We start from the raw sequence: 22,569 nt of genomic DNA on the forward strand, positions 1-22,569 counted from the left end.
CCGACGAATGGGTCGAAGGACGCCGCTACCTCGGCCTCGAGATGCTCGCGAAGTCCAGGCTCACTCTCGTCGCCGACACCGGAATCGAGGTGAACACCGACACCCTCCTCGAACTCAGCGCCTAACCATCAAACGAAGAAGGATCACCGACCGCTACACCACGCCCCGGGGCTTGACCGCGTTCCACCGTCGCACGACGATCCAGGAGCAGGGTGGGTACCACTGCCGAACCGATGGGGCTCCAGTGGTCAGCGATTCTCCGGGCCACGACGAACTCGGTCCCGGGAATCGGGGGGAACATCGGAGTGAATCGGGCCGTGCCGCCCACGACATCCCACGACCCGGCCGTCGGGACCGGTCGACTGTCGAGCGCGAACGCGGATGCCGGGGCGACGACGAGCTCGCCGGGCTCGCTGATGCCCGCCAGCATCAGGACACCGGCATCCCAGCGAAGGGCGACCTCGGTCACAGCTCCTCGGCGCGAAGGGTCCGCAGATTTACCTCTCCGTCGATGCTCTGCACCACGACCACACTGTCCCGGCCAAGGCTCGCCATCCACGTCACCCCGGGGTGGTCGAGACTCTCGCGCGGCACACCGCGCGAGGCGCCCTCCTGGGACGCGGGGACATCGAGGTGCGGCTGCGAGGCGATGGACGCGGCCGGGATCTTCAAAAGCGGATGCCGCGTGTTCGACACCAGAAGGAACTCCTCACCGTCGCGCTCGTAGGACACGATGCTGAACGGCTGGTTCATCGGACCAAGTTCGGCGACGGTCCTCCCGCGCACGAGCCCGCCGTCGTTCAGCTCGTCGATCGCGAAGCTCACGACCGGGGTGCACGTGTAAGTGGCGAGGACACTCCTGCCGGAGTCGAAAGGAGTGAGCGCACGGATCGGCGATCCCGTCTCATACCGGCCGTGGTCCACGTGGAAGATCTCGACAGACGTCTCCACCGCAGGCTCGTCGAACGGGTAGTCGATCAGTCTCAGCCGTGACGAGAACTCTTCGTTGCTCATGCCGGCCACGATGAGACGGCCATCCGTCCACGCGAGGCCGGTGATCGTCGACCGAGCCACGGGAACCTGAACCACATCGAGCATGACGCCGTTGATCTCTCGGGGCGCTGAGCCCTCGTCGCGACCGTCGAGCCAGAAGTCCCTGCGGTCGTCCTCGTCGCTCGGGGCATCGTCCAGGACGAAGGACGCCATGGGGAGTCCTTCCAGATCCACGATCTCAACCTCGCCGCTCGCATTGGCCCGCACGACGACGGCAGCAGCTTCGGCTCCACGACCGCGCGCGATGGACAGATAGACATCGTGCGAGACGGGATGCGCGGCGATTCCGCGAATGACCACGTCATCCGGATCCACGCCCACGAGCGACGCGAGCTTGGCGCCCAGTCGATCGATCCGAATGGTTTCGGATGCCACGGTGGCGGTCTCGGCGGGGAGCTCGAAAGCATGAATGGTGGCGGCCGCGACATCTGCCGCGAAGAGCAGAACTGCGCCGCCGGGCGCGGCGTCTGCCGCAATGAGCAACGGGCCAGCCGACTGGAGGGTGGAAGTGTGGGCAATGGGCACGGCGACGCCCCCTTCTCTGAATAGTCCCTGGTGCGATCGCGCCGCCAGAGCCAGGTGGGCGGTTGAACCAACCAGTTACCATCGCAGTCTGAACCTCGACCGGCGCAACGTCAATCGACGTCGACCGACGCTTCCGGATGTGAGTCAGGACCTTCGGTCGAAGCCCCGAACGCGGTAGGACACCGCGCTGCGCCCCGGCGCCTTCTTCAGCACCACGCCACAGTTCTGACTCCGGTGCGCCGCACCCAGACCCCGATAAGCACAATCGAGCCGCCGAGCGCCTGACCCATCACTGCCCGCAGAGCAATCGCCATCGAACTCGACGTCCCCCGCCCGCCACCCGCCGGTAAGGGGCAATGCCCGGTTGGGGATGGCTGTCGGGCGTCGACTTCGTTGAGCAGGTCGCACGAAGTACTGTCGAAAACAGACTAAAGTTGCAGCGAGTCGCTCGGAAGGTGGTCGGAGCGGCTCGGGGCCCTCTACTTTGGAGTTTTGATGACGACGATTCCCACGCTGGAACGCTCCGGTGATCATGTGCGATTGCTGGTAGACGGCAAGCCGTTCTTGTGCCTCGGTGGCGAGCTGCACAATTCCAGCTCGTCGGATGCGATCCACATGGCACCGATCTGGGACGGCCTCGGGCGCTCGGGGATCAGCTCGGTCATCGCGTCCGTCGGCTGGGATCAGGTCGAGCCCGACGAGGGACGCTTCGACTTCGGGGTAGTCGATGACCTTCTGCATGGGGCGCGGTCGGCCGGGGTGCGCCTCGTCCTCATCTGGTTCGGAGCGTTCAAGAACGCGTCGTCCACGTACGCGCCGACGTGGGTCCGGGCCGATCGGGAACGTTTCCCGCGGGCGGACCGCGGCCCATCGCCGTATACGGCGCCCTTCACGTACGACGGGTCGATGCCACGACCCGTGCTGTCCGTCTTTTCCGCGGAACTCCGACGGGCGGACCTGAGCGCCTACACCGCGTTGATGCGGCATCTCCGCGAGGCGGATCCGCAGCACACAGTCGTGATGATGCAGGTGGAGAACGAAGTGGGCCTCCTCGGCGCGGCACGCGACTACTCGGCGGCCGCCGTTGAAGCGTGGAACTCTCCGATCCCTGCCGCACTGCTCTCCGCAATCGAGGAGGACAGCTTCGGCTTCCATGAGGACATCCTCAGCCTGTTCGCCGGTCCGGCCGAGCGGAGCGCGACGTGGGAGGAGCGATTCGGACCGGGAAATCCTCTCGCCGACGAGGTGTTCATGGCGTGGGGCTTCGCTCGCTACCTCGGTGCGCTCGCCGACGCCGGTAAGACCATCAAGCCGCTTCCCGCGTACGCGAATGCGTGGCTCGGCCCGCAGCCGGGGCAGGACTTGCCCGGGCAGTACCCCAGCGGTGGACCGACGGCGCGGATGGGCGGCGTCTGGCGCGCCGCGGCACCATCACTCGACTTCATCGCGCCCGACATCTACGTATCGGACAGCGCGACGGTGATGGCGGAGTATGCCTCGACAACCAACCCCCTGTTCGTTCCCGAAGCGCGCGTCCACACAGGTGACGCGTTCTTGGCCATCGGCGGATTCAACGCGATCGGCTACCACGCCTTCGGAATTGACGACGTCCGGGAAGACAGCCAGTACTTCGGCGCGATGAGGCAACTACTCGCGCTCATGCCCGAAATTCTCGCCGCACAACACGACGGACGGATCATCGGATTCGCCCTAGGCGATGAGGTCGACGCCGTCACCGCTACCGTTCAGGACGTCACCGTCACCGTCCGGAACGCCCCCAAATTGTTCGCTCGAATGCTTCTTGACGTCGGAGTTCAATTGCCGGTCCCGGCTGCACTGCCCAACGAGATGACCTCGAACAGCCACGGCGAGCAGCCCGCCGACGACCGCGCGTTCGGGATCCTCATCGCCACCGGTCGGCTGGAGTTCATCGCAATCGGCCAGAACGCGATGATCGACTTCTCCCGGAAAGAAGCCGCACTGGAAATCGACAGTGTCCGCGAGCTCCGACTAACGAACGGCTCCTGGACAGACGGACGCATCCTCAATGGCGACGAACGCCTCAACATCCTCGGCAACAACTCGATCACCGCCGCGCGTATCACCCTGCTTGCGTCCTGACGGAAGAGCCCCAAGGGTCGCAGCGGTCGTTTCCCGCCCCCGCAGGCCCATTGTCCGGAGCGTGGCGTTCTTCGTCGGCTCGCGTCGGAGCGACCGCGTGCAGGCGGATGGCAATCCTGCAGGTGACAGCTGCGCGTCCCGGGCCCGCTTGCGTGCAGTGCCCGGATACGGATGGTGTGGTGCCGCTGCGACGAACGCGATTGGATGGCGAACGTGGAGACAAGGCATCCGTGGAACCGGGTGTGGCTCATGTGGGCGGGCGTCGCAGCGGCGGCCGTCGCTTCGTTGTTCCTGGGACCGCTGATCTCGGTCGGCTGGTGCGTCCACTCGCCCAAGCCGGGACCCGTAAAGGACGGTGAGCTCTAGATTTCTTCGTTGCCGCCCGCACGCTGACCGATCGCTCCGAGCGGCAGCTCCACCTTGGGAGCCGCTTGCGAACATCGCGCGGTGTCGATCATGTTCTGACCTCGGGGGCTGTACGGAGAGCTCAAGAGGGGACTTCTCGTCGCTAATGTGACGATAGGCAAGCGTGGTTTGCCGTGCGGTATCGCGAAGGAGCGCAGGGATGCTCGAGACCACTGCCTCGGATGGGATCGATGTCGAGGCGTTCGACGAGGGCTCCGGCCCGATCATCCTTGTCGTGCCACCGGGGATGGACGACGGCTCCGGCTATGCCAGGGTCGCGGCAGCCCTGATCGACCGCTTCCGCGTGCTGCGGCTGCGCAGGCGCCAGTACCGCCTTGACCTGCCCGCACCGGTCACGATCGCCGACGAGGTGCGCGATATCGAGGCGCTGGCTCACGCCGTGGACGAACGGATGCTCCTGGTCGGCCACTCCTCCGGTGCCGTGGTCGCGCTCGAGGCACTGGTGGCGATGCCGCACGCCTTCACCGGCGCCGTGCTCTACGAGCCCCCGGTGGTCACAGATCTGCCGCTCGGCGAGCCAGCAGCCGAGGCAGCGGCCCGCGCAGCGGTGGACGCGGGCAAGCCCGGCGTGGCGTTGGCGATCTTCCTACGAGACGTCGTCCGCATCCCAACGACGGTCGCGTGGCTGACCCGCGCCGCCCTACCGTTCATGCCGAAATACAGGGCTCTCGTCCCGCGCCAGATCGACGACCTCAGCGCGCTCATCGCACTCGGCGACCGCCGTGATGTATACCGCGGCATCGCCACGCCCGTGCTCCTGCTCGGCGGGGCGAAGAGCCCCTCCCATCTCGCCGCCAGGCTGGACGCGCTTGAGCAGATCCTGCCCCATTGCAGCCGCGCCCTCATGCCGTCCCAGGGCCACACTGCAAACACCCAAGGCGTTGACGAACTCGCCACGATCATCGCCCAGTATGCCGAGACCCGCGACTGAGCGGACGAACACCTCGCCGACTCCGATTTCGGCGCGGGGCAGGTACGGCTCGCGGCGCGCTCGTTCGACATCCGTATACGGCCGTCACGGCACCTCCGGCCGGGGTGGCCCGGCCCAGCGGGGAACGGCTCAAAGAATGGATATCACACCGAGGATTGCGGCGATCGCGGCGATGGTCCACGCCATCGCGAGCCCCACATGGTTACTTACCGCTACCGTTGCGCTCCGTCACCGCCTGGCGAGCCGAGCCGCACTTGCCCACCTCGATATCCTCTCCTTGTGACGCTGCGTGACGATGTCGCTCCCGAGCGGACCAGTATGGGCCGCGGGATGGATGTGGTGTCCTGCGTCGCCGAGCTGACGGCGGCGAGCGGGCAAGGGGTGTCCGTGCAAACCATCGCCCGAGCTCTGGAGCGCGATCGGTCGCAGGTCTCTCGCACTCTTGCGGCGCTGGCGGCGGAGCGGCTGGTGGCGCGAGGACCCGACGGTCGCTACCGACTGGCGTGGGGCTGGTACGCCTCGGCGGAGCAGCTGGTCGAAAGGCGTCTCCGCAGCGAGGGCCTCACGATTCTGGACGAGCTGTCAGCGGACGTGGGGGAGGCGTGCTTCCTCGGAGTCCTCGAGGGCGATGCGACGGTCACTATCGTCGAGAGCGTGCCGCCCTCGGCTCGGTTGATCGGTTCCTGGATCGGGCGAGCGTATCCGGCGTTCTGCAGTGACGCGGGTCAGGCCGTGTTGTGGGATGCCTCCGATGAGGAGGTTCGCGGCGTATTCAGTCGCACGAGCTTCCGCAGCGCCGGCCCCAACGCCGCCGCATCGGTCGACGAGTTCCTCGTGCGCCTGACGGAGTCGCGGGCCAGGGGCTACGCGATCGTGGCGGAGGAGGCCGAACCGGGCCTGTACTCAGTGTCGGCACCGGTGTGGGACTTCCGGGGCGAAGTCATCGCTGGTCTGCAGATTGTGGGGGAACGGCACCGCCTGGAGCCGAGGTCGGAGGATCTGGGAGCGGCGTGCGCCGCGTCTGCGCAGCGTCTGTCGGCGATGCTCGGCGGGGGCGAGGCTCGGGGCGAGTGACGCGGTCCGGGTTGCTCACGAATCCTGGATGAGTTCGCTCAGCCGTGCGCAGGCGTCGTGGAGCGCACTCTGCGCTTCGGGCGCGCGGCGCTCCGAGAGCCCGACGCTGCTGATGCCGATGGACACCACGATGCCGCGCTCATCGCGGATCGGCAGCGCGAAGTCCTGCACCCCTTCGACGTATTCCTCGCGGGCATCCACCATGCCGAGCTTGCGGTCCCGCTCCAGCAGCTGCTGGAGCTGATCGACCGATCTCGCCGCACCCGGTCCGCCGACTCCGACGAATTGCACGTCGGCGAGGAGGGTTTCGAGTTCATCGCGCGTGTGGTCCCAAAGGAGGGCCCGGCCTGGTCCGGTGCACCAGATGGGGGTCAGGATGCCGGGGCGCAGGTAGTCCGCGGAGACGCCCGGGCCCTTCTCGGAACGGAGCAGGATCGCGCCCGGCCCCTCGGCGGCGACCAGTTGCGCCGAAACCCCCAACGTGGAGGCGAGCACGCGCAGACTCTCGCGTGCCGCTCGGAGCCACGGTCGGCTCAGAGCCCCGGCGGCGCGGAAGTAACCGTCGCCCGCTTTCAGCACCGCAGCGTTGTCGCGATCGAGGTAGCCGAGTTCTCGCAGCTCGCGCGTGAGTCGCGAGACGCGGCTGCGCTCGATACCCGTGGTCTCGGCAAGGCGTGAGACATTGTGTCCTTGCCTTCCCGATCGCTCCTGGGCCACCGCCGCGTCAAGGAGCGCGAGACCCTGCAGGAGTGAGGACGGGGCGCTCATGATCTGGGGTGCTTTCTGGGCCGAGGGGTGGGGCCGGTTACCGGATGGGGACGGCTTCGGGAGCCGGCACGTCGACAACGACGCGCGGGTTCAGCCGAGCCCAGGCGGTGTACGAGCCGGCGGCGATGGTTCCGCTTGCCCGTTCGATGTCCGCGGAACAGATCTGTGCGGATCCCTGCCGCCCGTAAAGTACCACTTCGTCGCCGACCTGAGCCGACGGCAATTGGGTCACGTCGATCACCAGACTGTTCATCGCCAGTCGATCGATCACGGGCGCGAACGCGCCGCGCACGAGAACCTGCGCCCGTCCGCCCAGCGTGCGCGGGTACCCGTCGGCGTAGCCGACGGGTACGACGGCCACGCGGCTCGTGCGATCGAGGCGTGCGGCCCTGTCGTATCCGACCGTGCTGCCAGCCGGATACGGGTTGATCGCCGCGATGCGCGACACGAGCCTCATGGCGGGGCGCAGGTCAGGAATCGAGGCCGAGGTGTCGCCGTAGAGCGCGGCCCCGATCCGGACCATGTCCATGCGCGAGTCGGGGACGGCCAGCGCCGCGTAGGAGGTGGCGCAGTGCTTCTCCAACCGGCCGCGCGGAGCAGCCAGCACCCGTTCGGCCGCGTCGGCCTGGTTCCGGAAGTCACGGGCGCCGGCGCGCACATCGTCGGCGTCTTCGCATGGGAAGTGCGAGCAGATTCCGACGACGCCGAGCTCGGGGCTCGCTGCGATGCGTTGCAGGTGAGACTGCGACTGAGGGTCGTCCCAGTCCATTCCATCTCGACCGAGCCCCGTGGAGTTGAGGGAGAGATGGACGCGAAGAGGACGCCCGAGCGAGCGGGCGGCTGCGGTCACCACACGCGCGTGATCGCCGCCGCCCACCCACTCTTCGATATCAAGCAGGCCACCCTCCTGGATCTCTTCGTGCAGTGCCGCCCGGAGGCGGATGATGCGTCCCGGGAATCCCAGCCGTCGTGCCTGCTCGGCCTCCTGGTTGGAGGTGATCCCGATCGTGTCGATACCGGCCGCCATCAGGATCGGCAGGACGACCGGGATGCCGTGGCCATACGCATCCGCCTTCACCACCCCGCAGAGCCGCGCGATGCCGAGCTCGCCTCGCACGACGTCGAGGTTGTGGGTGATGGCGCCGGCGTCGATCTCGACCCAGACGGGACTCGTGGTGCTCATGCGTGGCAGTCGCCTGGTCCGCGCGGTTTACCCGCGGGGCTGACCGATGGGCTCTTCGGCGGCGGGGTCGTCGGCCGGATCGACGGGAGCTTCCTCCGACACGGCGACAACCGGGCGGGCGCCACGGCGTCCGTAGCGCCACCAGAAGAACAGGTAGCACAGCCCCACGAACGGAACCCCGAAGTACAGGGCGGCGACCTGGTTCGGGTCGAACGCGATAGCCACAAGCGAGATCGACAGCAGCACGAACGCCACAATGGGGAGTGCCGGGTAGAACGGGGTTCGGTACGGCAGCGCCATGATGTCGCCACCTTCGCGCACGAACCGGCGGCGGTGGAAGAACTGCGACGCCACGATCGACATCCACACGGCGACCACGGCGAAACCCGCGATCGACACCAGCACCAGGTACACCGTCTGCGGCGCGATCACACTGGAGATCAGCGAGACGAGGCCGAGCGCGAGGCTCACCGTGAGCGCCACGAGCGGGATCCCGCGGCGGGTGAGGCGCTGCAGCACCCGTGGCGCGTGACCTTCCTCTGCGAGGGAGAACAGCATCCGGGCGCACGAGAACAGGCCGCTGTTGCCGGCGGAGAGCAGTGCGGTAATGATGACGAAGTTCATGATGTCGGCGGCGTAGGGGATGCCGACGTGCTCGAACACGTCCACGAACGGGCTGCTCGTCAGGCCGGCGTCCTCGTAGGGGACCAGCGCGGCGATGACCGTGATCGACCCCACGAACAGGATCAGAAGGCGCAAGACCGTCGACCGGATGGCCCGGGGGATGTTCTTGCCCGGGTCTTTGGTCTCACCGGCGGCGACGCCGATCAGCTCCGAACCGCTGAACGCATAGAAGACGGCGAGGGCGGTGACGACGACGCCGGCGACGCCGCCCGGGAACAGGCCCTTCGGGGTGACGAAGTTGCTGAAAAGCGGGGCGGCGGGGTGTTCGGTCGATAGCGGTGTGAAGCCGAAGATCGCCAGGCCGCCGAACACGATGAGCGCGACGATCGCGACCACCTTTATCAGCGAGAACCAGAACTCGGTCTCACCGAAGACTCGCGCCGAGATCGCGTTGATGGTGAACAGCGCCGACGCGAAGATCAGGCACCATACCCACACGTCGACGCCGGGGAACCAGCGCTGCATCAGAATGCCGGATGCCGTGAACTCCGAGCCGAGGGCGACGACCCAGCAGAGCCAGTACAGCCACGCGGTGGTGAAGCCGGTGGCGGGGCCGATGGACCGCGCGGCATAGATGTGGAACGCGCCCGAGACGGGATAGGCCAGCGCCAGTTCTCCGAGGCAGGCCATCACCAACCAGACCACGAACGCGCCGATGAGGTAGGCGATGATCGCACCGAGCGGGCCGGCTTGACTGATGGTGTAGCCCGAACTCAAGAAGAGTCCGGAGCCGATCACTCCGCCGAGGGCGATCATGATCAGGTGTCGCGCATCCATCGAGCGCTGCAGTCGGCGCAGCGGCACTTGGGTCGCGGTGGTGTGTGGGAGCGCGTTGGGAAGCGCAGCCTGTTCGGGCAGCGGGCTCATGACTTCTCGCATTCGAGTCGGAGTCGGGTGTTGTGACGGTGCCGTGCCAAATGATCACAACAATGTGTCTATGGTGCACGACATGTGTGTCGGGCAGATTACGGGGCGTCGGGGTCAGGGCACAAGGCATCCGGCACAATTCGCGGCGTGTGGGGGCGGTTCGGGCACATCTTCCGGACCATGGTCAGTGTGACATCCTTCGCGAGCGATCCGTCAGGCGCGGGCTGACGCGACCGCTGGGGATGCTGAGTCGAACCTCTTCCCGATTCTTTGAAGGAGCTCGACGTGGACCGTCATGACATTGCGCTGATCGGCTTCGGCGGCGTGAACCGCGCGCTGGCGCAGATCATCCTCGACCGTGGCGATGAACTCGCCGCCGACCTCGGCTTCGCTCTGCGTGTCGTGGCGATCACTGACCTCCGTCTGGGATCGCTCATGCAGACCGAGGGCATCGACCTCGCAGGGGTCTTCGCCATGGCGGACGGCGAGACCTTCGCCGGCACGCCCGGCGGGACAGCGGTGCCGCAGAACGATTACGTGATCCGCAACAGCACGGCCGACATCGTGGTCGAAGCCACATTCACCAACCCCATCGACGGGGAGCCGGGAATCTCGCACGTGCGTGCCGCACTGGAGAGCGGGAAGAGCGTCACCACGACCAACAAGGGCCCGGTCGCGCTGGCCGGGCTCGAGCTGAACCGCCTCGCGGCTGCGAACGGCGTCACGTTCCAGTACGAGGGCTCGGTGCTCAGCGGCACGCCGATCGTGCGGTTCGCGTCCGAGACGCTGCGGGGTCTGCGCATCAACGCGGTCGAGGGCATCCTCAACGGCACCAGCAATTACGTGCTCGGTCAGATGGAGTCGGGCATGACGCTGGACGCCGCGGTCGCGGAGGCTCAGTCGCTCGGTTACGCGGAAGCTGATCCGACGGCCGACATCGAAGGCTCCGACGTACAGCTGAAGGTCGTGATCCTCGCCAACGAGCTCCTCGGTGCCGACATCACCACGGCCGACGTGACCCGGCGCGGGATCTCCGAGGTCTCGGCCGCCGACATCATCGACGCGGCGGCGCAAGGCAAGCGTTACAAGTTGATCGGCTCGGCGTTCCGCAACGCCGCTGGAACGGTCACCGCCAAAGTCGAGCCAGTGGCGCTGCCGCTCACCCACCCGCTCGCCAGCGTCACCGGCCCGACGAACGCGGTGTCGTTCGACACCGATCTGCTCGGCACGGTGACCGTCTCGGGCCCGGGTGCGGGGCGCATCGAGACCGCCTACGCCCTGCTGTCCGACATCATCGCGATCGACGCGCATCAGCGGGCTCGCGTCGAGGCCGCCCTGTGAGCATCGTGGAGGGCACGCAGGACCTCACGTCCGGGTGCCCCGACCTGATCGTCACGAGCCCGTTCGATGGCGAATTCATCGGCGCCGTCCCGCAGAACGGTCCGAGCCAGCTCGAGCAGATTCTGCAGCGTGCTCGCACCGGGTTCCAGCTGTCGAGGTCGTTGTCGCGATTCTCACGGCACGAGATTCTCCAGCGGGCGTGTGCGCTGCTGCGCGAGCGCGCCGAGACCGCCGCCGACCTGATAGTGCGTGAGGCGGGAAAGACCGTCCGGCAGGCACGGAAGGAGGTGTCTCGTGCGGTCATGACGCTCTCGCTCTCGGCCGATGCGTCCCGCTCCGATGCCGGAGAGGTCGTCCCCTTCGATGCGTTCCAGGGGTCCGAGAACCGCCGCGGGTGGTTCACCCGCGAGCCGCTCGGCATCATCGTCGCCATCACCCCTTACAACGACGCGCTGAACCTCGTCGCGCACAAGCTGGGGCCGGCCATCGCCGGCGGCAACGCAGTCGTGCTCAAACCGTCGCAGCAGACCCCGCTGACCGCGCGGTTCCTGGTCGACCTGCTCATCGACGCGGGCCTGCCCGATGAGATCATCACCGTGGTCCACGGCGACCGTGAACTGGCGCAGGCGCTCATCTCGGCCCGCGAGGTGCGCATGGTCTCCTTCACCGGTGGGTTCGCGACCGGCGAGGCGATCGCCCGCAACGCCGGTCTGAAGAGGCTCGCGATGGAACTGGGCGGCAACGCGCCGGTCATCGTGTTCTCGGACGCGGACATTCCCGCCGCGGTCGAGGCGTGCGTGTCGGGTGCGTTCTGGGCTGCCGGGCAGAACTGCGTGGGCGCTCAACGCATCCTGGTGCAGCGCGAGGTGTACGAGGAGTTCCGCGACCGCTTCGCGGCGCAGACCATCGCTCTTAAGGCCGGCGACCCGCGCGACGAAACCACCGATGTCGGTCCGATGATCTCCATCGCGTCCGCCGAGGCTGCTGAGCGGCTCGTGGAGGATGCCGTCTCGGCGGGGGCGCGCGTGCTCGCGGGGCACCGCCGAGAGGGGGGCGTGTACTGGCCGACCGTCGTCGAGGGAGTGCCGTTCTCGTGCGAACTGTGGGCTGACGAAGCGTTCGCGCCGGTGGTCGTGCTGTCGCCGTTCGAGACCGAGGAGCAGGCGATCGCGCAGGCGAACGATGTCGACTACGCGCTGCACGCCGCCACCTTCACCCGCGACATCACACGCGCGCTGCGCGTGTCGGAGCAGCTCGACGCCGGCGGCGTGATGATCAACGATTCCTCCGACTACCGCGTGGACAGCATGCCCTTCGGCGGCTCGAAGTACGGCAGCATCGGTCGCGAGGGCGTGCGATTCGCGTACGAGGAGATGACCCAGCCCAAGGTCGTCTGCATCAACACATGAACCGCCTCGAAACCCGACTCGAGCGCGATTCGCTCGGCGAGCTGGCGGTGCCTGCCGACGCATACTGGGGCATCCACACCGCCCGGGCCCGCGTGAACTTCACGATCAGCAGCACGCCTATCTCACAGCATCCCGATCTCATCGACGCGCTCGTCACCGTGAAGGATGCTGCCGCCGCCGCCAACCATGAGCTCGGGCTGCTGCCGCCAGGCGTGGCGGAGGCCATCGCCGTCGCCTGCCGGAGGGTGCGCGACGGAGAGCTGCACGATCAGTTCTGTGTCGACGTGCTGCAGGGCGGTGCCGGCACCAGCACGAACATGAACGCCAACGAGGTGATCGCCAACGCCGCCCTGGAGCACCTGGGGCTGCCGCGCGGCCGCTACGACCAGGTGCACCCCATCAACGACGTGAACCGGAGTCAATCGACCAACGACGTATACCCGACCGCGGTCAAGATCGCCGTGGCGAGGGGCCTGCTGCGGCTCATGCCGGCGCTGGAGGAGCTCGCGGCGGCGTTCGATGAGCGAAGCGTCGCGTTCGGCTCGATCGTCAAGATCGGCCGCACCCAGCTGCAGGATGCCGTGCCGATGACGCTCGGCGACGAATTCGCCGCGTTCGCCGTCGCCATCCGCGAAGACGTGGCGCGCATCGGCGACACGGTGCCGCTTCTGCTGGAGTGCAGTCTGGGCGGGACCGCCGTGGGGACCGGAGTGACCGCCCCGGCCGGCTACCGCGATGTCGCGCTGGAACGGCTCCGCGAGCGGTCCGGGCTCCCGATGACCCCGGCGGCGAACCTCTTCGAGGCGAGCTGGGACGCCAGCGCCTTCCTTCAGTCGTCCGCGGTGCTCCGTCGCAGCGCGATCAAGTTGTCGAAGATCAGCAACGACCTGCGGCTGCTCGCCAGCGGTCCGCAGGCGGGGCTGGGTGAGATCCGCCTGCCGGCCCGGCAGGCCGGGTCGTCGATCATGCCGGGCAAGGTGAACCCCGTGATCCCCGAGGTCATGAACCAGATCGCTTTCGCGGTCATGGGCGCCGACGTGACGATCGGCGTCGCCGCCGAGAGCGGCCAGCTGCAGCTGAACGCCTTCGAGCCGATCATGGCCCACTCGCTCCTGCAGTCGCTGAGCTGGGTGACCAACGGCGTCTCGGCACTGCGCCGGTTCTGCGTGGCGGGCATCGAAGCCAACGACACCGTGCTCGAGCGCTACGTCGCCTCGTCCGTCGGTACGGTGACGGCCCTGGTGCCGTCCATCGGCTACGAGGCGGCCGCCCATGCGGCGCAGTATGCACTTCGCGCCGGCATCCCGATCGTCGACGCGGTCGCGCAGCACTCGGCGCTGTCCCAGGAAGAGGCGGCAGCGCTGCTGGCGCACTGAGACGCTGCCGCCCGGGTGCCCTGGCGGCAGCGTCATCGGCGGTCGATCGCGCGCGACAGGGAGACCGCAGTCACAGTGTCGGCCACGCCGGGCAGGGCTGCGATCTGCTCCCAGATCTGACCCACGCGGTCCATCGAGTCGGCTTCCAGCGTCACGAACAGGTCGTAAGCTCCCGACAGCACGTCGCAACGAGTGACCTCCGGGATGCCCCGCAACGCGGCGATCACCCGATCGTCCCGCATCCTGTCGACGCGATAGACCATGACCATCGCGGTCACGCGTGCCCGCGACGCGGTTCCCCTGATGACGCTGTAGCCGGCGATGACGCCGTCACGCTCCATGCGCTCGATCCGCTGCCGCACCGCATTGCGCGAGAGATGCACCTTGCCGGCCAGAGCGACCATCGGCATCCTCGCGTCCGCGGTCAAGGCTACGAGCAGCTGCTGGTCGATGTCGTCGAGATGCGATGCGGCCACGATGCCTCCGTGCAAGATTGACAATTGCAAGTGCTAATAACACACACTACTGTAGATCCGGGATGCCGTCGAAGATGGCTACCCGTGATGCCACGTCTCTTCGCCGGACAGTAAGGAATGAAGTGTCGCAACGGCCGGACCGCCGACGGGCTGAGACCCTGTCAGACCTCACCCTCGCCGTGCACGGCGGCAATCGCCTCGACTCCACGAAGGCGCTCCGGACGCCGCTGGTGATGGCGAACTCCTACGAGCTTCCCGACGACCCGAGCGACATCAGCTGGTCCGCCTCCGCGCCGGGCCTGTACACCCGCAACACGGGTGTCAACCAGGCGGGACTGCAGGACAAGCTCGCCGCCCTCGACGGCGGCGAAGACGCCGTCGCCCTGGCCTCCGGTGTCGCCGCCCTCCACGCCGTCTTCTTCACGCACGTCCGCGTCGGCGACCACGTCATCGTCAGCGACGTCACGTACGAGGCGACCTGGAGGCTGTGGACAGAACTGCTGCCGCAGCGGTACGGCATCGAGGCGACGTTCGTCGACGTCGGCGACCTGGACACGCTGCGTGCCGCGTTCCGCCCGAACACCCGGCTCGTCTGCATCGAGGCCATCGCGAACCCCACCACCAAGGTCGCGGACGTGAGCGCGATCGGCGAGATCACGCATGCCGCCGGAGCGATCCTGATGGTGGACTCCACCTTCACGCCGCCGCCCTTCTACCGTCCGATCGCCGACGGCGCCGACCTCGTCGTTCATTCCCTGACGAAGTACATCAATGGCCACGGCGACGCCATGGGCGGCGCCGTCATCGGCTCGCGCGACCTCATCGAGCCGATCAAGGCCGATGCGATGGTCGATGTCGGGGGGGTGATCTCGCCCTTCAACGCCTGGCAGATCCACCGCGGCTCGGTGACTCTCCCGCTGCGGCTGCGCCAGCACCTGACGTCGGCGCTCGCCGTCGCGGAGTTCCTGGAGAGCGATCCGCGAGTCGAGTACGTCTACTACCCCGGCCTGCCGTCACACCCCGAACACGACCTGGCGACGCGGCAGTTCGGCGGTCGCGGGTACGGTGGAATGGTCGCGTTCGCGGTCGCCGGCGATCCCGGCACACAGAACCGGTTCGTTGCCAACCTTCGGCTCATCACTTCGGGCTTCTCTCTCGGGCACGACGACTCACTGATCGTGCACACCGGGACCGAGGGCGGTCGGGTGGCCACCTACCCGCTGCCCTTCCGCACGTTCGGTCATCTGCGTCTCTCGGTCGGCATCGAAGAGACAGCTGACCTGCTCGCAGATCTCGAGGCGGCCCTCGAGGCGACGTTCCCCTCGTCGATCCACTTCTTCGAGTCGCGTGCCGCAGACTCCGCCCCGGCCCGATCGGGGAGGATGAGCGGGTGACGAACGCCACGATGCCGCCCGTGGTCGTGCTCGACGGCGGCCTCTCGAACGCGCTCGCCGAACGTGGTCACGATCTCACCGACGAGCTCTGGACCGCCAGACTGCTGCGCGATGCTCCCGGTGAGCTCGCAGCGGTGCACCGTGCGTACTTCGACGCGGGTGCTCAGGTCGCCACCACCGCCAGCTATCAGGCGAGCGTCCCCGGATTCGAGCGCAGCGGCATGACGCGCACCGAGGCGGAAAGCCTCATCACACGGAGTGTGACGATCGCCCGCGAGGTGCGCGACGACGTCGCCGAGTCAGCCGATGACGACGTAGTGCGTCTGGTGGCGGCATCCGTCGGTCCCTACGGAGCGGTGCTCGCCGACGGATCGGAGTACCGCGGTCGGTACGGGTTGACCCGCGCCGCGCTTCGCGACTTCCACGCCCCACGACTGGAACTGCTCGCGAGCGCGGGGCCCGACCTGCTCGCCTTCGAGACGATCCCGGACCTCGACGAGGTCTCGGTGCTCCTGGATCTCGCTGACGAGTTCGCGATTCCCGCCTGGTTGTCGTGCACGGTTTCCGGCGATCGACTTCGCGACGGCCGGCCGGCAGTCGAAGCCTTCGCCCTCGCGGCCGGCCATGATTCGATCGTGGCCGTCGGGGTGAACTGCTGCGCCCCCGACGATGTGCTGCAGGCGGTGCGGGCGGCGACTGCCGCGAGCAGCAAACCCGCCGTCGCCTACCCCAACTCGGGCGAGACGTGGGACGGCGCTGCACGTCGATGGATCGGCGACCCGGAATTCGACCTGGCGCTCACGACGGCGTGGGCCGAGGCGGGCTCTCAATTCATCGGTGGATGCTGTCGCATCGGGCCGTCAACCATCGCGGCGATGGTGCGCGCACTGGGTTGACGATGCGGCTCGCAGGACGGCGGCGTGGCGCCGCGGCCCGTCGCGGGCTGGCCTGCACTCTTTGCTGGTGGGATCGTGATCGAGCTCGGTGATCACGTCATGTTCAGCCCGGTGTTCAGGTCGTACATTGACGCCCGCCGCGCGTCGAGCGGTTGATCCCGCCGATCTTCGGTCGCGTGGAGCGCGTGGCACTCGTGCGCTGTCTGCGTCGGTTGATCAAGCTGCGAAACGATCACCTGATCTCGACGCTGTCCTGAAGTCTCCGGAACCAGTCCGCTGAGGGACCGGCTTTCGGTCACGTGGTGCCCCATCGACCTTGGTTATCACGCGGCCCCCTACGCTACGAGTCGGCGATGTCGCTGAGCAGCGCGCAGGCGCGGGCGATCGCGTTCTGGTCTTCAGTGCTGAGTGCGTCGAGTTGAGCGTCGAGCCAAGCGTTGCGTTGGGTGCGGGTCGCGGCGGCGAGTTCGGCGCCTTCGGTCGTCGTGCTGAACAGGACCTTCCGGCGGTCGCTGGGGTCCGGGGTGCGCACCGCGTATCCGGCCGATGTCAGCCGGTTCACGCTCTGACTCATCGACGCGGGAGCGACCTGGGCACGCTCGCTGAGCTGCGTCAGGGTATGCGGACCGTTCTTGTGCAGGAAGGTCAGAACCTCCAGCGCGGCGTCTCCGAGTGCGCCTTCGGCGCGTTCGCTGCGGAACCGCCGGTAGAGCTGCCCCACCGTCGTGCGCACGCGCGCCCCCAGCACGGACTCGTCGGCGGTGCCGAGCTGGCCTGGACTTGCACCCGTCTCCACAAGTAGTTAGTGTACCTAAAAGAAAGTCTTTAGTACACCTAAACAGTGATCGGGTTGTCGATCACGGGAGACGGGGAAAAGGAAGGACCAGATCATGCCCGCCAACCCCCTTGGCATCCTGCTGCGAAACCGGCACGCCGGAGAACAGGCCCTGGTCTGGGCCCGCCCCGACCTCGAGGCGCCCGAGAGCTTCACCCTCACCAGCCCCGCCTTCCACCATGGAACGCCCATCCCCGAGCGACACCGCGGCCACCTCCGCGGACCGAACATCTCGCCCGCCCTCGCCTGGACGCCCCCGCCGCCCGGCACCGCCGAACTCGTCCTCATCGTGCAGGACCCCGACGCGCCGACCGGTAGACCCGCCACCCACGCCCTCACCATCGGCATCGACCCGACGCGTGACGGCATACCGGAGAACGGCCTCGCCCACCCCAGCCCGATCCCAAGTCTGAAACACGGCAGGGGCGCCCTCGGCCACCGCGGCTACGCCGGCCCCCTACCCCTGCGGTCCCACGGCCCGCACACCTACGTCTTCCAGCTCTTCGCTCTCGACCAGCAGGTCGAACTCCCCGACACCTACACCCTCGACGACACCCTCAAAGCCATCAGCGGACACGTCATCGCCCGCACCCGACTCGACGGCACCTACGAAATCCGCTGAGCGCGGCACGCAGTGGCACACGGCAGACCAGAGCACCGATGTCACTCCGACCTCCCCCTGACGTTCGAGGCCCGCAAGCGGACCGTCAGCGGCGTACGCGGACTACGGTCCTGCCCGTGCGGCGCGCCGGGATCGGCATCGGGTCGCACACGAACGAGTCGGGGCATGGGTTACGGCTTGCGGGGGAGTCAATCGCTGCTCTCGCGCATTTCGAGTCCGACGGCGTCGCGCAGCTCGGCGGCCTGTGTGTCGAGTCCTTGCGCGCTCATCAGGTGGCTGAGCGAGTCCGCGATCGCGTTGAGCTTGTCTTGCGTGGCGGCATCCGAGCGTTCTTGGGTGTTCTGCAGGAGAGCGACCAGCAGGAACGTGACGATCGTGGTGAGCGTGTTGATGATCAGCTGCCACGTGTTCAGGTCACGGAAGATCAGGATCGACGGTGCCCACACCACCACGAGCAGCACGCAGCACGCGAAGAACCAGGCGCGACTGACGAATTTGGATGCGGCGGTCGCGAACCGGTCGAACCAGCCCAGCCCAGTGCCGTTCTTCGTTGTCATGTCCGCTCCGATCCTCATCGAAATGGACATGCTCGACCATGCCCGTCCGGCGCGCGAGACCCTTGACATGTGCCGTCCGGCAGGCTCCATCAGGATGAGCACTCCAGGACGGGCGGAGTCCGCCACGGCCTCCCGCGCGGGGTTGGGGCGAGGCTGCACCTGCGCGCGGCTAGCGCACCGACGCCTAGGATCGGCGAGTGACCACCGGATACGACCGATCGCGCCCCGCCACCGATCACCCCCGCGATCTCTCGCGACCATTGCCGGCGGCGCTGAGCTGGTCTGTGCTGGGCGCGTTCGTCGTCGTATTCGCAGTCGCTTTCGCCTTGCTTGAGCTTCCCTGGTGGATGCCGGTGCTGTACGGCGTCCTGAGCGTCGTAGCCTTCGCTGCATACGGGATCGACAAGGCTTCGGCCCGTGGTGACCGCCATCGGATCTCCGAACAGATGCTCCTCACGCTCGGCCTGTTCTGCGGCTGGCCGGGCGCGCTCATCGCGCAGCAGCTGTTCCGGCACAAGACCCGCAAACGCTCGTTCCGCCGCGCGTTCTGGGGCACTGTCGTGATCAATGTCGCCGCCTTAGCCGGGCTTGTCACGTTCGCGACGATCAATGGCCTCACGCTAGAGCTCCCACTGGGGGCGCTGGGGTCGCACGGGATTCCCTGATCGGTGCCTCAACCGAGGCGCAGAGTGCGATCGGCCTCCGCGCCAGAGACGTTCTCGGCGCTCAGCACCTCGGCCGCGGGCGGGAGGATGGGGGTGTGCCTTCCACGTTCACACTCGTCACGGTGACACCGTTCGCGGTCGAGGACATGTTCGACGTCTCCCTCGACATCGATGCGCACATCGCGTCGATGTCCGAGTCCGGTGAGCGGGCCATCGCCGGTGTGACGACGGGCAGGATCGGTCTGGGCGAGACGGTGACGTGGCGGGCGCGCCACTTCGGGATCTGGTTCACGATGACCTCGGAGATCGCAGAACTCGACCGGCCCTCCCGATTCGTCGATCGGCAAGTCCGCGGTCCTTTCACGTCCTTCATCCACGAGCATGTCTTCGTCCCCGACGGCAACGGATCGCGGATGACGGACAGCATCACCGTCGCGTCACCGATCTTCGGTCGCGTGGCGGAGCGCGCGGTACTCGTGCCCTACCTGCGTCGGCTGATCAAGAAGCGAAACGATCACTTGATCTCGACGCTGTCCTGAAGCCCCCGAAGCCAGACCGGTGAACGACCGGCTTGCGCCCGGTCGAGGCGGAACCTCGCGCGGAGGGTCACAGTGCGTGAACATCGAGAAGCAGGTGACGTCCCGCTGGTTGGTGGAGTTTCTCGACACCGTGCGGGTCAGCTGATGTGATTATGCCGCGGTGAGTTCGGGGATGGCCACCTCCTCTGGTTCGGCGAGGAGGAGGGCCATGGAGTGCTCGGAGAAGTAGCGGCGGTCGGCGCCGTCCCATTCGTCGTGCTGCTCGATGAGCACGTGGCCGGCCAGGCGCAGCAGCGCGGCGGGGTTGGGGAAGGTGCCGACGACGTCGGTGCGGCGTTTGATCTCCTTGTTCAGCCGTTCCAGCGGGTTCGTGGACCAGATCTGCCGCCAGTGCGCGGTCGGGAACGCGGTGAAGGCGAGCAGGTCATCGCGGGCTGCTTCGAGCATGTCGGCGATCTTCGGGTGCGAGCGGGTGAGCATCCGGACGACCTCGTCGAACTGGCCCAGGACGTGGTCGGTGTCGGGTTGGGCGAAGATCGTGCGGATGATCGACGCGACCATGGGACCTGCGGTCTTTGGGACGTTCGCGAGCACGTTGCGCATGAAGTGGACCCGGCAGCGCTGCCACCCGGCGCCGGCGAACACGGTCTGGATCGCGGCGATCAGCCCGGTGTGCGCGTCGGAGATGACCAGCTGCACCCCGCCCAGCCCGCGGGCTTTCAACGAGCGCAGGAACGTGGTCCAGAACGGCTGCGACTCGGTCTCCCCAACCTCGAACCCGAGGATCTCCCGCCGCCCGTCCGCGGCCACACCGACCGCTACCACGACCGCCTGCGAGACCACCCGCCGGCCGACACGAGCCTTGCAGTAGGTCGCGTCGAGGAAGACGTACGGGTAGGCCTGGTCGGCCAAGGGGCGGTCGCGGAACGCGGCGACGTCCTCGTCCAGGTGCGCGCAGATCCGCGACACTTCCGACTTGGAGATGCCGGTGTCCGCGCCCAGTGCCTTGACGAGGTCGTCGACCTTGCGGGTGGACACGCCGTGCACGTAGGCCTCCATCACGACCGCGAACAGGGCCTGATCGACCCGGCGGCGCCGTTCCAGCAGCGACGGGAAGAACGACCCGGTGCGCAGCTTCGGGATCCGCAACTCCAACTCCCCGGCGGTCGTGGTCAGGGTCCGGGGACGGGTGCCGTTGCGGTGCGCGGTCCGATCGGGCGAGCGTTCGAACGGGGCTGCGCCGATGAACGCGGCAGCTTCCGCGTCGATCAGCTCCTGGTAGAGCGTTTCGGTCGCCACCCGGATCCGGTCGGTGACGTCGGTGAGCTTGAGTTCCCCGAGGAGCTCGAGGAGGGCAGACTGGTCAAGAGCCATCGTGCGTTGTGTCTTTCTGTGAGTGACTTGGTCGTTGTCTCACTGACCATCGCACGATGGCTCACCACGTCCTCGACGTGACATCGAGCCCGAGATCTACACCACCCCAGGGGACGTCACCGAGAAGCAGCCACGATGCCCGAACAGTCTGGGCCTGAATTGGCGTCGTTCTTGGCGCGTGGACGGTCTATGTTCCTACCATGACCAATGCGCCTGTCGTTGCAGGAGCGATTTCGACGCCCGTGATGGGCGCTCGACGGAACCCAACCGTCGCGCTGCTGTTCGTGCTCGGCGTAGCGACCGTGATCGGGGGCGTGAGCGTCGTGCTCGTCGCGAAGCTGTCCATCGTCCATCAGCTGACGACGTCCTCTATGCCGACGCTCTCCGTATTCGGTTCCCAGTTCTCCTTCCCACCGCATAGCGCATCCGACTACCCAACCCTCGCTATTGGCCTTCTCCTTGCCGGCGCCGGAGTAATCCTTCTGCTCGCCAGCGCGATCTCCGCATTCAGCAGGCCAGGTGCGGAGTGAGGCATACAGTCAGGCGCTGCGTCGACGTCGCGTCGCTCGACGACCGGAACAGGCTGGATGCCGAGACGCGGACGTCGACGACGGGCCGGATCAGCGGATAGCCATGTACACGACGCGGCTGCTCACCGAGGACACCTGGCCCGACTTCGTCCGGCTCGTGGAGGCGAACGGCGGCGTGTGGGGCGGGTGCTGGTGCATGGGATTCCATCCGGCCGGCGTGGGCAAGCCCGGCCAGACGTACGAGCACAATCGTGAGGCGAAGCATGAACTCGTCCGCGCGGGCGCGGTGCACCAGATGCTCGTCTACGACGGGGACGACGCCGTGGGTTGGTGCCAGTTCGGCACCCCAGTCGAACTCCCGAACATCAAGAGCCGCCGCATCTACGAGCAGGCGGACGCGCCGCCCCCGGACTGGCGGATCGGGTGCGTGTTCACGTCGTCCCGGCGCCGCGAGCGCGGCATCGCGTCGGCTGCCGTGGGCGCTGTGCTCGACGAGATCCGCGCCCGAGGCGGGGGGACGGTCGAGGCATACCCGGAGCAGACCGTGGACCGCAAGCGGCAGCGCGGCGCGTTCCTCCACACCGGCCCCGAAGAGCTCTTCGCTCGCCACGGATTCACCCGCGAGCGGCAGATCGCGAAATGGCGATGGGTCATGCGGACCGAGGTTCCCGCGGCCTGACGGTGAGCTTGGCGATTGGGCCCGTCGCTCGTCCGACGCGACAACCAGGGTCTGACCAAAGCGTTCGGCGCCCGCTGCGAACGTTCCGCACCTGACTGCGGTGCGCTCATCAAGGAGAGGATCGGCCCGTCGTGGGAGGACCGCTTCGGGAGGGATGCGGTGACGGAGGCGTAGCGGCGGTGCGGCGGCAGCAGATGCTCGTTCACCGACCGAGCGTGCGCACCGCGGGGGACCGTAGGATCGC

Annotated in this window: 22 protein-coding genes; 13 read left to right on the forward strand and 9 right to left on the reverse strand. The window is 67.5% G+C overall.

Annotation, left to right across the window (positions count from 1 at the left end; genetic code table 11):
• Window positions 1-465 precede the first annotated feature (465 nt).
• Entirely contained in the window at window positions 466-1,536 is a 1,071-nt protein-coding gene (locus AC0NZN_RS07330) for a hypothetical protein (RefSeq protein WP_474591628.1), read from the reverse strand.
• Between the two features lie 657 nt (window positions 1,537-2,193).
• Between AC0NZN_RS07330 and AC0NZN_RS07335 the strand changes: the two genes are divergently transcribed.
• The 3 genes from AC0NZN_RS07335 (at window position 2,194) to AC0NZN_RS07345 (ending at window position 6,130) form a co-directional block, all read left to right on the forward strand.
• Entirely contained in the window at window positions 2,194-3,699 is a 1,506-nt protein-coding gene (locus AC0NZN_RS07335; RefSeq protein WP_474591939.1) for a DUF5597 domain-containing protein, read from the forward strand.
• 565 nt (window positions 3,700-4,264) lie between these two features.
• Window positions 4,265-5,056, forward strand: a complete 792-nt coding sequence (locus AC0NZN_RS07340; RefSeq protein ID WP_474591629.1) for an alpha/beta fold hydrolase — start codon at window positions 4,265-4,267, stop codon at window positions 5,054-5,056.
• A 279-nt stretch (window positions 5,057-5,335) separates the two neighbouring features.
• Window positions 5,336-6,130, forward strand: coding sequence for an IclR family transcriptional regulator (locus AC0NZN_RS07345; RefSeq protein WP_474591630.1), 795 nt, complete (start codon window positions 5,336-5,338; stop codon window positions 6,128-6,130).
• A gap of 15 nt (window positions 6,131-6,145) precedes the next feature.
• On the opposite strand, the gene AC0NZN_RS07350 is transcribed toward AC0NZN_RS07345, so the two are convergent.
• Genes AC0NZN_RS07350 through AC0NZN_RS07360 form a run of 3 tightly spaced genes read right to left on the reverse strand, consistent with a single transcriptional unit; the run spans window position 6,146 to window position 9,632 of the window.
• Window positions 6,146-6,898, reverse strand: a complete 753-nt coding sequence (locus tag AC0NZN_RS07350; protein WP_474591631.1) for an IclR family transcriptional regulator — start codon at window positions 6,896-6,898, stop codon at window positions 6,146-6,148.
• Window positions 6,899-6,935: 37 nt separating this feature from the next.
• Window positions 6,936-8,081 carry an alanine racemase gene (alr, locus tag AC0NZN_RS07355; protein ID WP_474591632.1) on the reverse strand — a complete coding sequence of 382 codons (1,146 nt, stop codon included), beginning with the start codon at window positions 8,079-8,081 and terminating at the stop codon, window positions 6,936-6,938.
• Between the two features lie 27 nt (window positions 8,082-8,108).
• A complete protein-coding gene (locus AC0NZN_RS07360; RefSeq protein ID WP_474591633.1) occupies window positions 8,109-9,632 on the reverse strand; it encodes an amino acid permease in 1,524 nt (507 codons plus the stop codon).
• Between the two features lie 285 nt (window positions 9,633-9,917).
• Here AC0NZN_RS07360 and AC0NZN_RS07365 point away from each other — a divergent pair, with 285 nt between their 5' ends.
• From AC0NZN_RS07365 to AC0NZN_RS07375, 3 genes are read left to right on the forward strand one after another with little or no spacing between them, the layout of a single operon-like run.
• Window positions 9,918-10,973, forward strand: a complete 1,056-nt coding sequence (locus AC0NZN_RS07365) for a homoserine dehydrogenase (protein WP_474591634.1) — start codon at window positions 9,918-9,920, stop codon at window positions 10,971-10,973.
• On the forward strand, window positions 10,970-12,382 hold the full coding sequence (locus tag AC0NZN_RS07370) for an aldehyde dehydrogenase family protein (protein ID WP_474591635.1): 1,413 nt from the start codon (window positions 10,970-10,972) through the stop codon (window positions 12,380-12,382). The genes AC0NZN_RS07365 and AC0NZN_RS07370 overlap by 4 nt, the downstream gene beginning before the upstream one ends.
• Window positions 12,379-13,758 (forward strand): aspartate ammonia-lyase, encoded by a 1,380-nt coding sequence (locus AC0NZN_RS07375; RefSeq protein WP_474591636.1) that lies wholly within the window; start codon window positions 12,379-12,381, stop codon window positions 13,756-13,758. Before AC0NZN_RS07370 ends, AC0NZN_RS07375 begins: the two co-directional genes overlap by 4 nt.
• Window positions 13,759-13,790: 32 nt before the next feature.
• On the opposite strand, the gene AC0NZN_RS07380 is transcribed toward AC0NZN_RS07375, so the two are convergent.
• On the reverse strand, window positions 13,791-14,234 hold the full coding sequence (locus AC0NZN_RS07380) for an Lrp/AsnC family transcriptional regulator (RefSeq protein WP_474591637.1): 444 nt from the start codon (window positions 14,232-14,234) through the stop codon (window positions 13,791-13,793).
• A gap of 122 nt (window positions 14,235-14,356) precedes the next feature.
• On the opposite strand from AC0NZN_RS07380, the gene AC0NZN_RS07385 reads away from it, so the two are divergent.
• Both AC0NZN_RS07385 and mmuM read left to right on the forward strand, forming a co-directional pair.
• Window positions 14,357-15,628, forward strand: a complete 1,272-nt coding sequence (locus AC0NZN_RS07385) for a trans-sulfuration enzyme family protein (RefSeq protein WP_474591638.1) — start codon at window positions 14,357-14,359, stop codon at window positions 15,626-15,628.
• Window positions 15,625-16,524 (forward strand): homocysteine S-methyltransferase, encoded by a 900-nt coding sequence (gene mmuM / locus AC0NZN_RS07390; RefSeq protein WP_474591639.1) that lies wholly within the window; start codon window positions 15,625-15,627, stop codon window positions 16,522-16,524. Before AC0NZN_RS07385 ends, mmuM begins: the two co-directional genes overlap by 4 nt.
• A 92-nt stretch (window positions 16,525-16,616) precedes the next feature.
• On the opposite strand, the gene AC0NZN_RS07395 is transcribed toward mmuM, so the two are convergent.
• Window positions 16,617-16,823, reverse strand: coding sequence for a hypothetical protein (locus AC0NZN_RS07395; protein ID WP_474591640.1), 207 nt, complete (start codon window positions 16,821-16,823; stop codon window positions 16,617-16,619).
• A 41-nt stretch (window positions 16,824-16,864) separates the two neighbouring features.
• Window positions 16,865-17,257 (reverse strand): MarR family winged helix-turn-helix transcriptional regulator, encoded by a 393-nt coding sequence (locus AC0NZN_RS07400; RefSeq protein WP_474591641.1) that lies wholly within the window; start codon window positions 17,255-17,257, stop codon window positions 16,865-16,867.
• 157 nt (window positions 17,258-17,414) lie between these two features.
• On the opposite strand from AC0NZN_RS07400, the gene AC0NZN_RS07405 reads away from it, so the two are divergent.
• Window positions 17,415-17,981, forward strand: coding sequence for a YbhB/YbcL family Raf kinase inhibitor-like protein (locus AC0NZN_RS07405; protein ID WP_474591642.1), 567 nt, complete (start codon window positions 17,415-17,417; stop codon window positions 17,979-17,981).
• Between the two features lie 188 nt (window positions 17,982-18,169).
• On the opposite strand, the gene AC0NZN_RS07410 is transcribed toward AC0NZN_RS07405, so the two are convergent.
• Window positions 18,170-18,538 (reverse strand): low affinity iron permease family protein, encoded by a 369-nt coding sequence (locus AC0NZN_RS07410; protein WP_474591643.1) that lies wholly within the window; start codon window positions 18,536-18,538, stop codon window positions 18,170-18,172.
• Between the two features lie 197 nt (window positions 18,539-18,735).
• Here AC0NZN_RS07410 and AC0NZN_RS07415 point away from each other — a divergent pair, with 197 nt between their 5' ends.
• A complete protein-coding gene (locus tag AC0NZN_RS07415) occupies window positions 18,736-19,203 on the forward strand; it encodes a DUF1294 domain-containing protein (RefSeq protein WP_474591644.1) in 468 nt (155 codons plus the stop codon).
• A 95-nt stretch (window positions 19,204-19,298) separates the two neighbouring features.
• On the forward strand, window positions 19,299-19,742 hold the full coding sequence (locus tag AC0NZN_RS07420; protein ID WP_474591645.1) for an SRPBCC family protein: 444 nt from the start codon (window positions 19,299-19,301) through the stop codon (window positions 19,740-19,742).
• 150 nt (window positions 19,743-19,892) lie between these two features.
• On the opposite strand, the gene AC0NZN_RS07425 is transcribed toward AC0NZN_RS07420, so the two are convergent.
• A complete protein-coding gene (locus AC0NZN_RS07425) occupies window positions 19,893-21,116 on the reverse strand; it encodes an IS256 family transposase (RefSeq protein ID WP_474591646.1) in 1,224 nt (407 codons plus the stop codon).
• 200 nt (window positions 21,117-21,316) lie between these two features.
• Between AC0NZN_RS07425 and AC0NZN_RS07430 the strand changes: the two genes are divergently transcribed.
• Together AC0NZN_RS07430 and AC0NZN_RS07435 are read left to right on the forward strand one after the other, a co-directional pair.
• Window positions 21,317-21,646, forward strand: a complete 330-nt coding sequence (locus tag AC0NZN_RS07430) for a hypothetical protein (RefSeq protein WP_474591647.1) — start codon at window positions 21,317-21,319, stop codon at window positions 21,644-21,646.
• 103 nt (window positions 21,647-21,749) lie between these two features.
• Entirely contained in the window at window positions 21,750-22,325 is a 576-nt protein-coding gene (locus tag AC0NZN_RS07435; RefSeq protein WP_474591648.1) for a GNAT family N-acetyltransferase, read from the forward strand.
• The last annotated feature ends 244 nt before the right edge of the window (window positions 22,326-22,569 follow it).

It is taken from the genome of Microbacterium sp. sgz311019, assembly GCF_056135325.1.

Excerpts from the sequence above, each read along its gene's own strand:
- AC0NZN_RS07340 (WP_474591629.1), top strand. The coding sequence starts at position 4,265 with ATGCTCGAGACCACTGCCTCGGATGGGATCGATGTCGAGGCGTTCGAC.
- AC0NZN_RS07375 (WP_474591636.1), top strand. The coding sequence starts at position 12,379 with ATGAACCGCCTCGAAACCCGACTCGAGCGCGATTCGCTCGGCGAGCTG.
- AC0NZN_RS07360 (WP_474591633.1), bottom strand. The coding sequence starts at position 9,632 with ATGAGCCCGCTGCCCGAACAGGCTGCGCTTCCCAACGCGCTCCCACAC.
- AC0NZN_RS07410 (WP_474591643.1), bottom strand. The coding sequence starts at position 18,538 with ATGACAACGAAGAACGGCACTGGGCTGGGCTGGTTCGACCGGTTCGCG.
- AC0NZN_RS07335 (WP_474591939.1), top strand. The coding sequence starts at position 2,194 with ATGGCACCGATCTGGGACGGCCTCGGGCGCTCGGGGATCAGCTCGGTC.
- alr (WP_474591632.1), bottom strand. The coding sequence starts at position 8,081 with ATGAGCACCACGAGTCCCGTCTGGGTCGAGATCGACGCCGGCGCCATC.
- AC0NZN_RS07350 (WP_474591631.1), bottom strand. The coding sequence starts at position 6,898 with ATGAGCGCCCCGTCCTCACTCCTGCAGGGTCTCGCGCTCCTTGACGCG.
- AC0NZN_RS07435 (WP_474591648.1), top strand. The coding sequence starts at position 21,750 with ATGTACACGACGCGGCTGCTCACCGAGGACACCTGGCCCGACTTCGTC.
- AC0NZN_RS07405 (WP_474591642.1), top strand. The coding sequence starts at position 17,415 with ATGCCCGCCAACCCCCTTGGCATCCTGCTGCGAAACCGGCACGCCGGA.
- AC0NZN_RS07425 (WP_474591646.1), bottom strand. The coding sequence starts at position 21,116 with ATGGCTCTTGACCAGTCTGCCCTCCTCGAGCTCCTCGGGGAACTCAAG.
- AC0NZN_RS07430 (WP_474591647.1), top strand. The coding sequence starts at position 21,317 with ATGACCAATGCGCCTGTCGTTGCAGGAGCGATTTCGACGCCCGTGATG.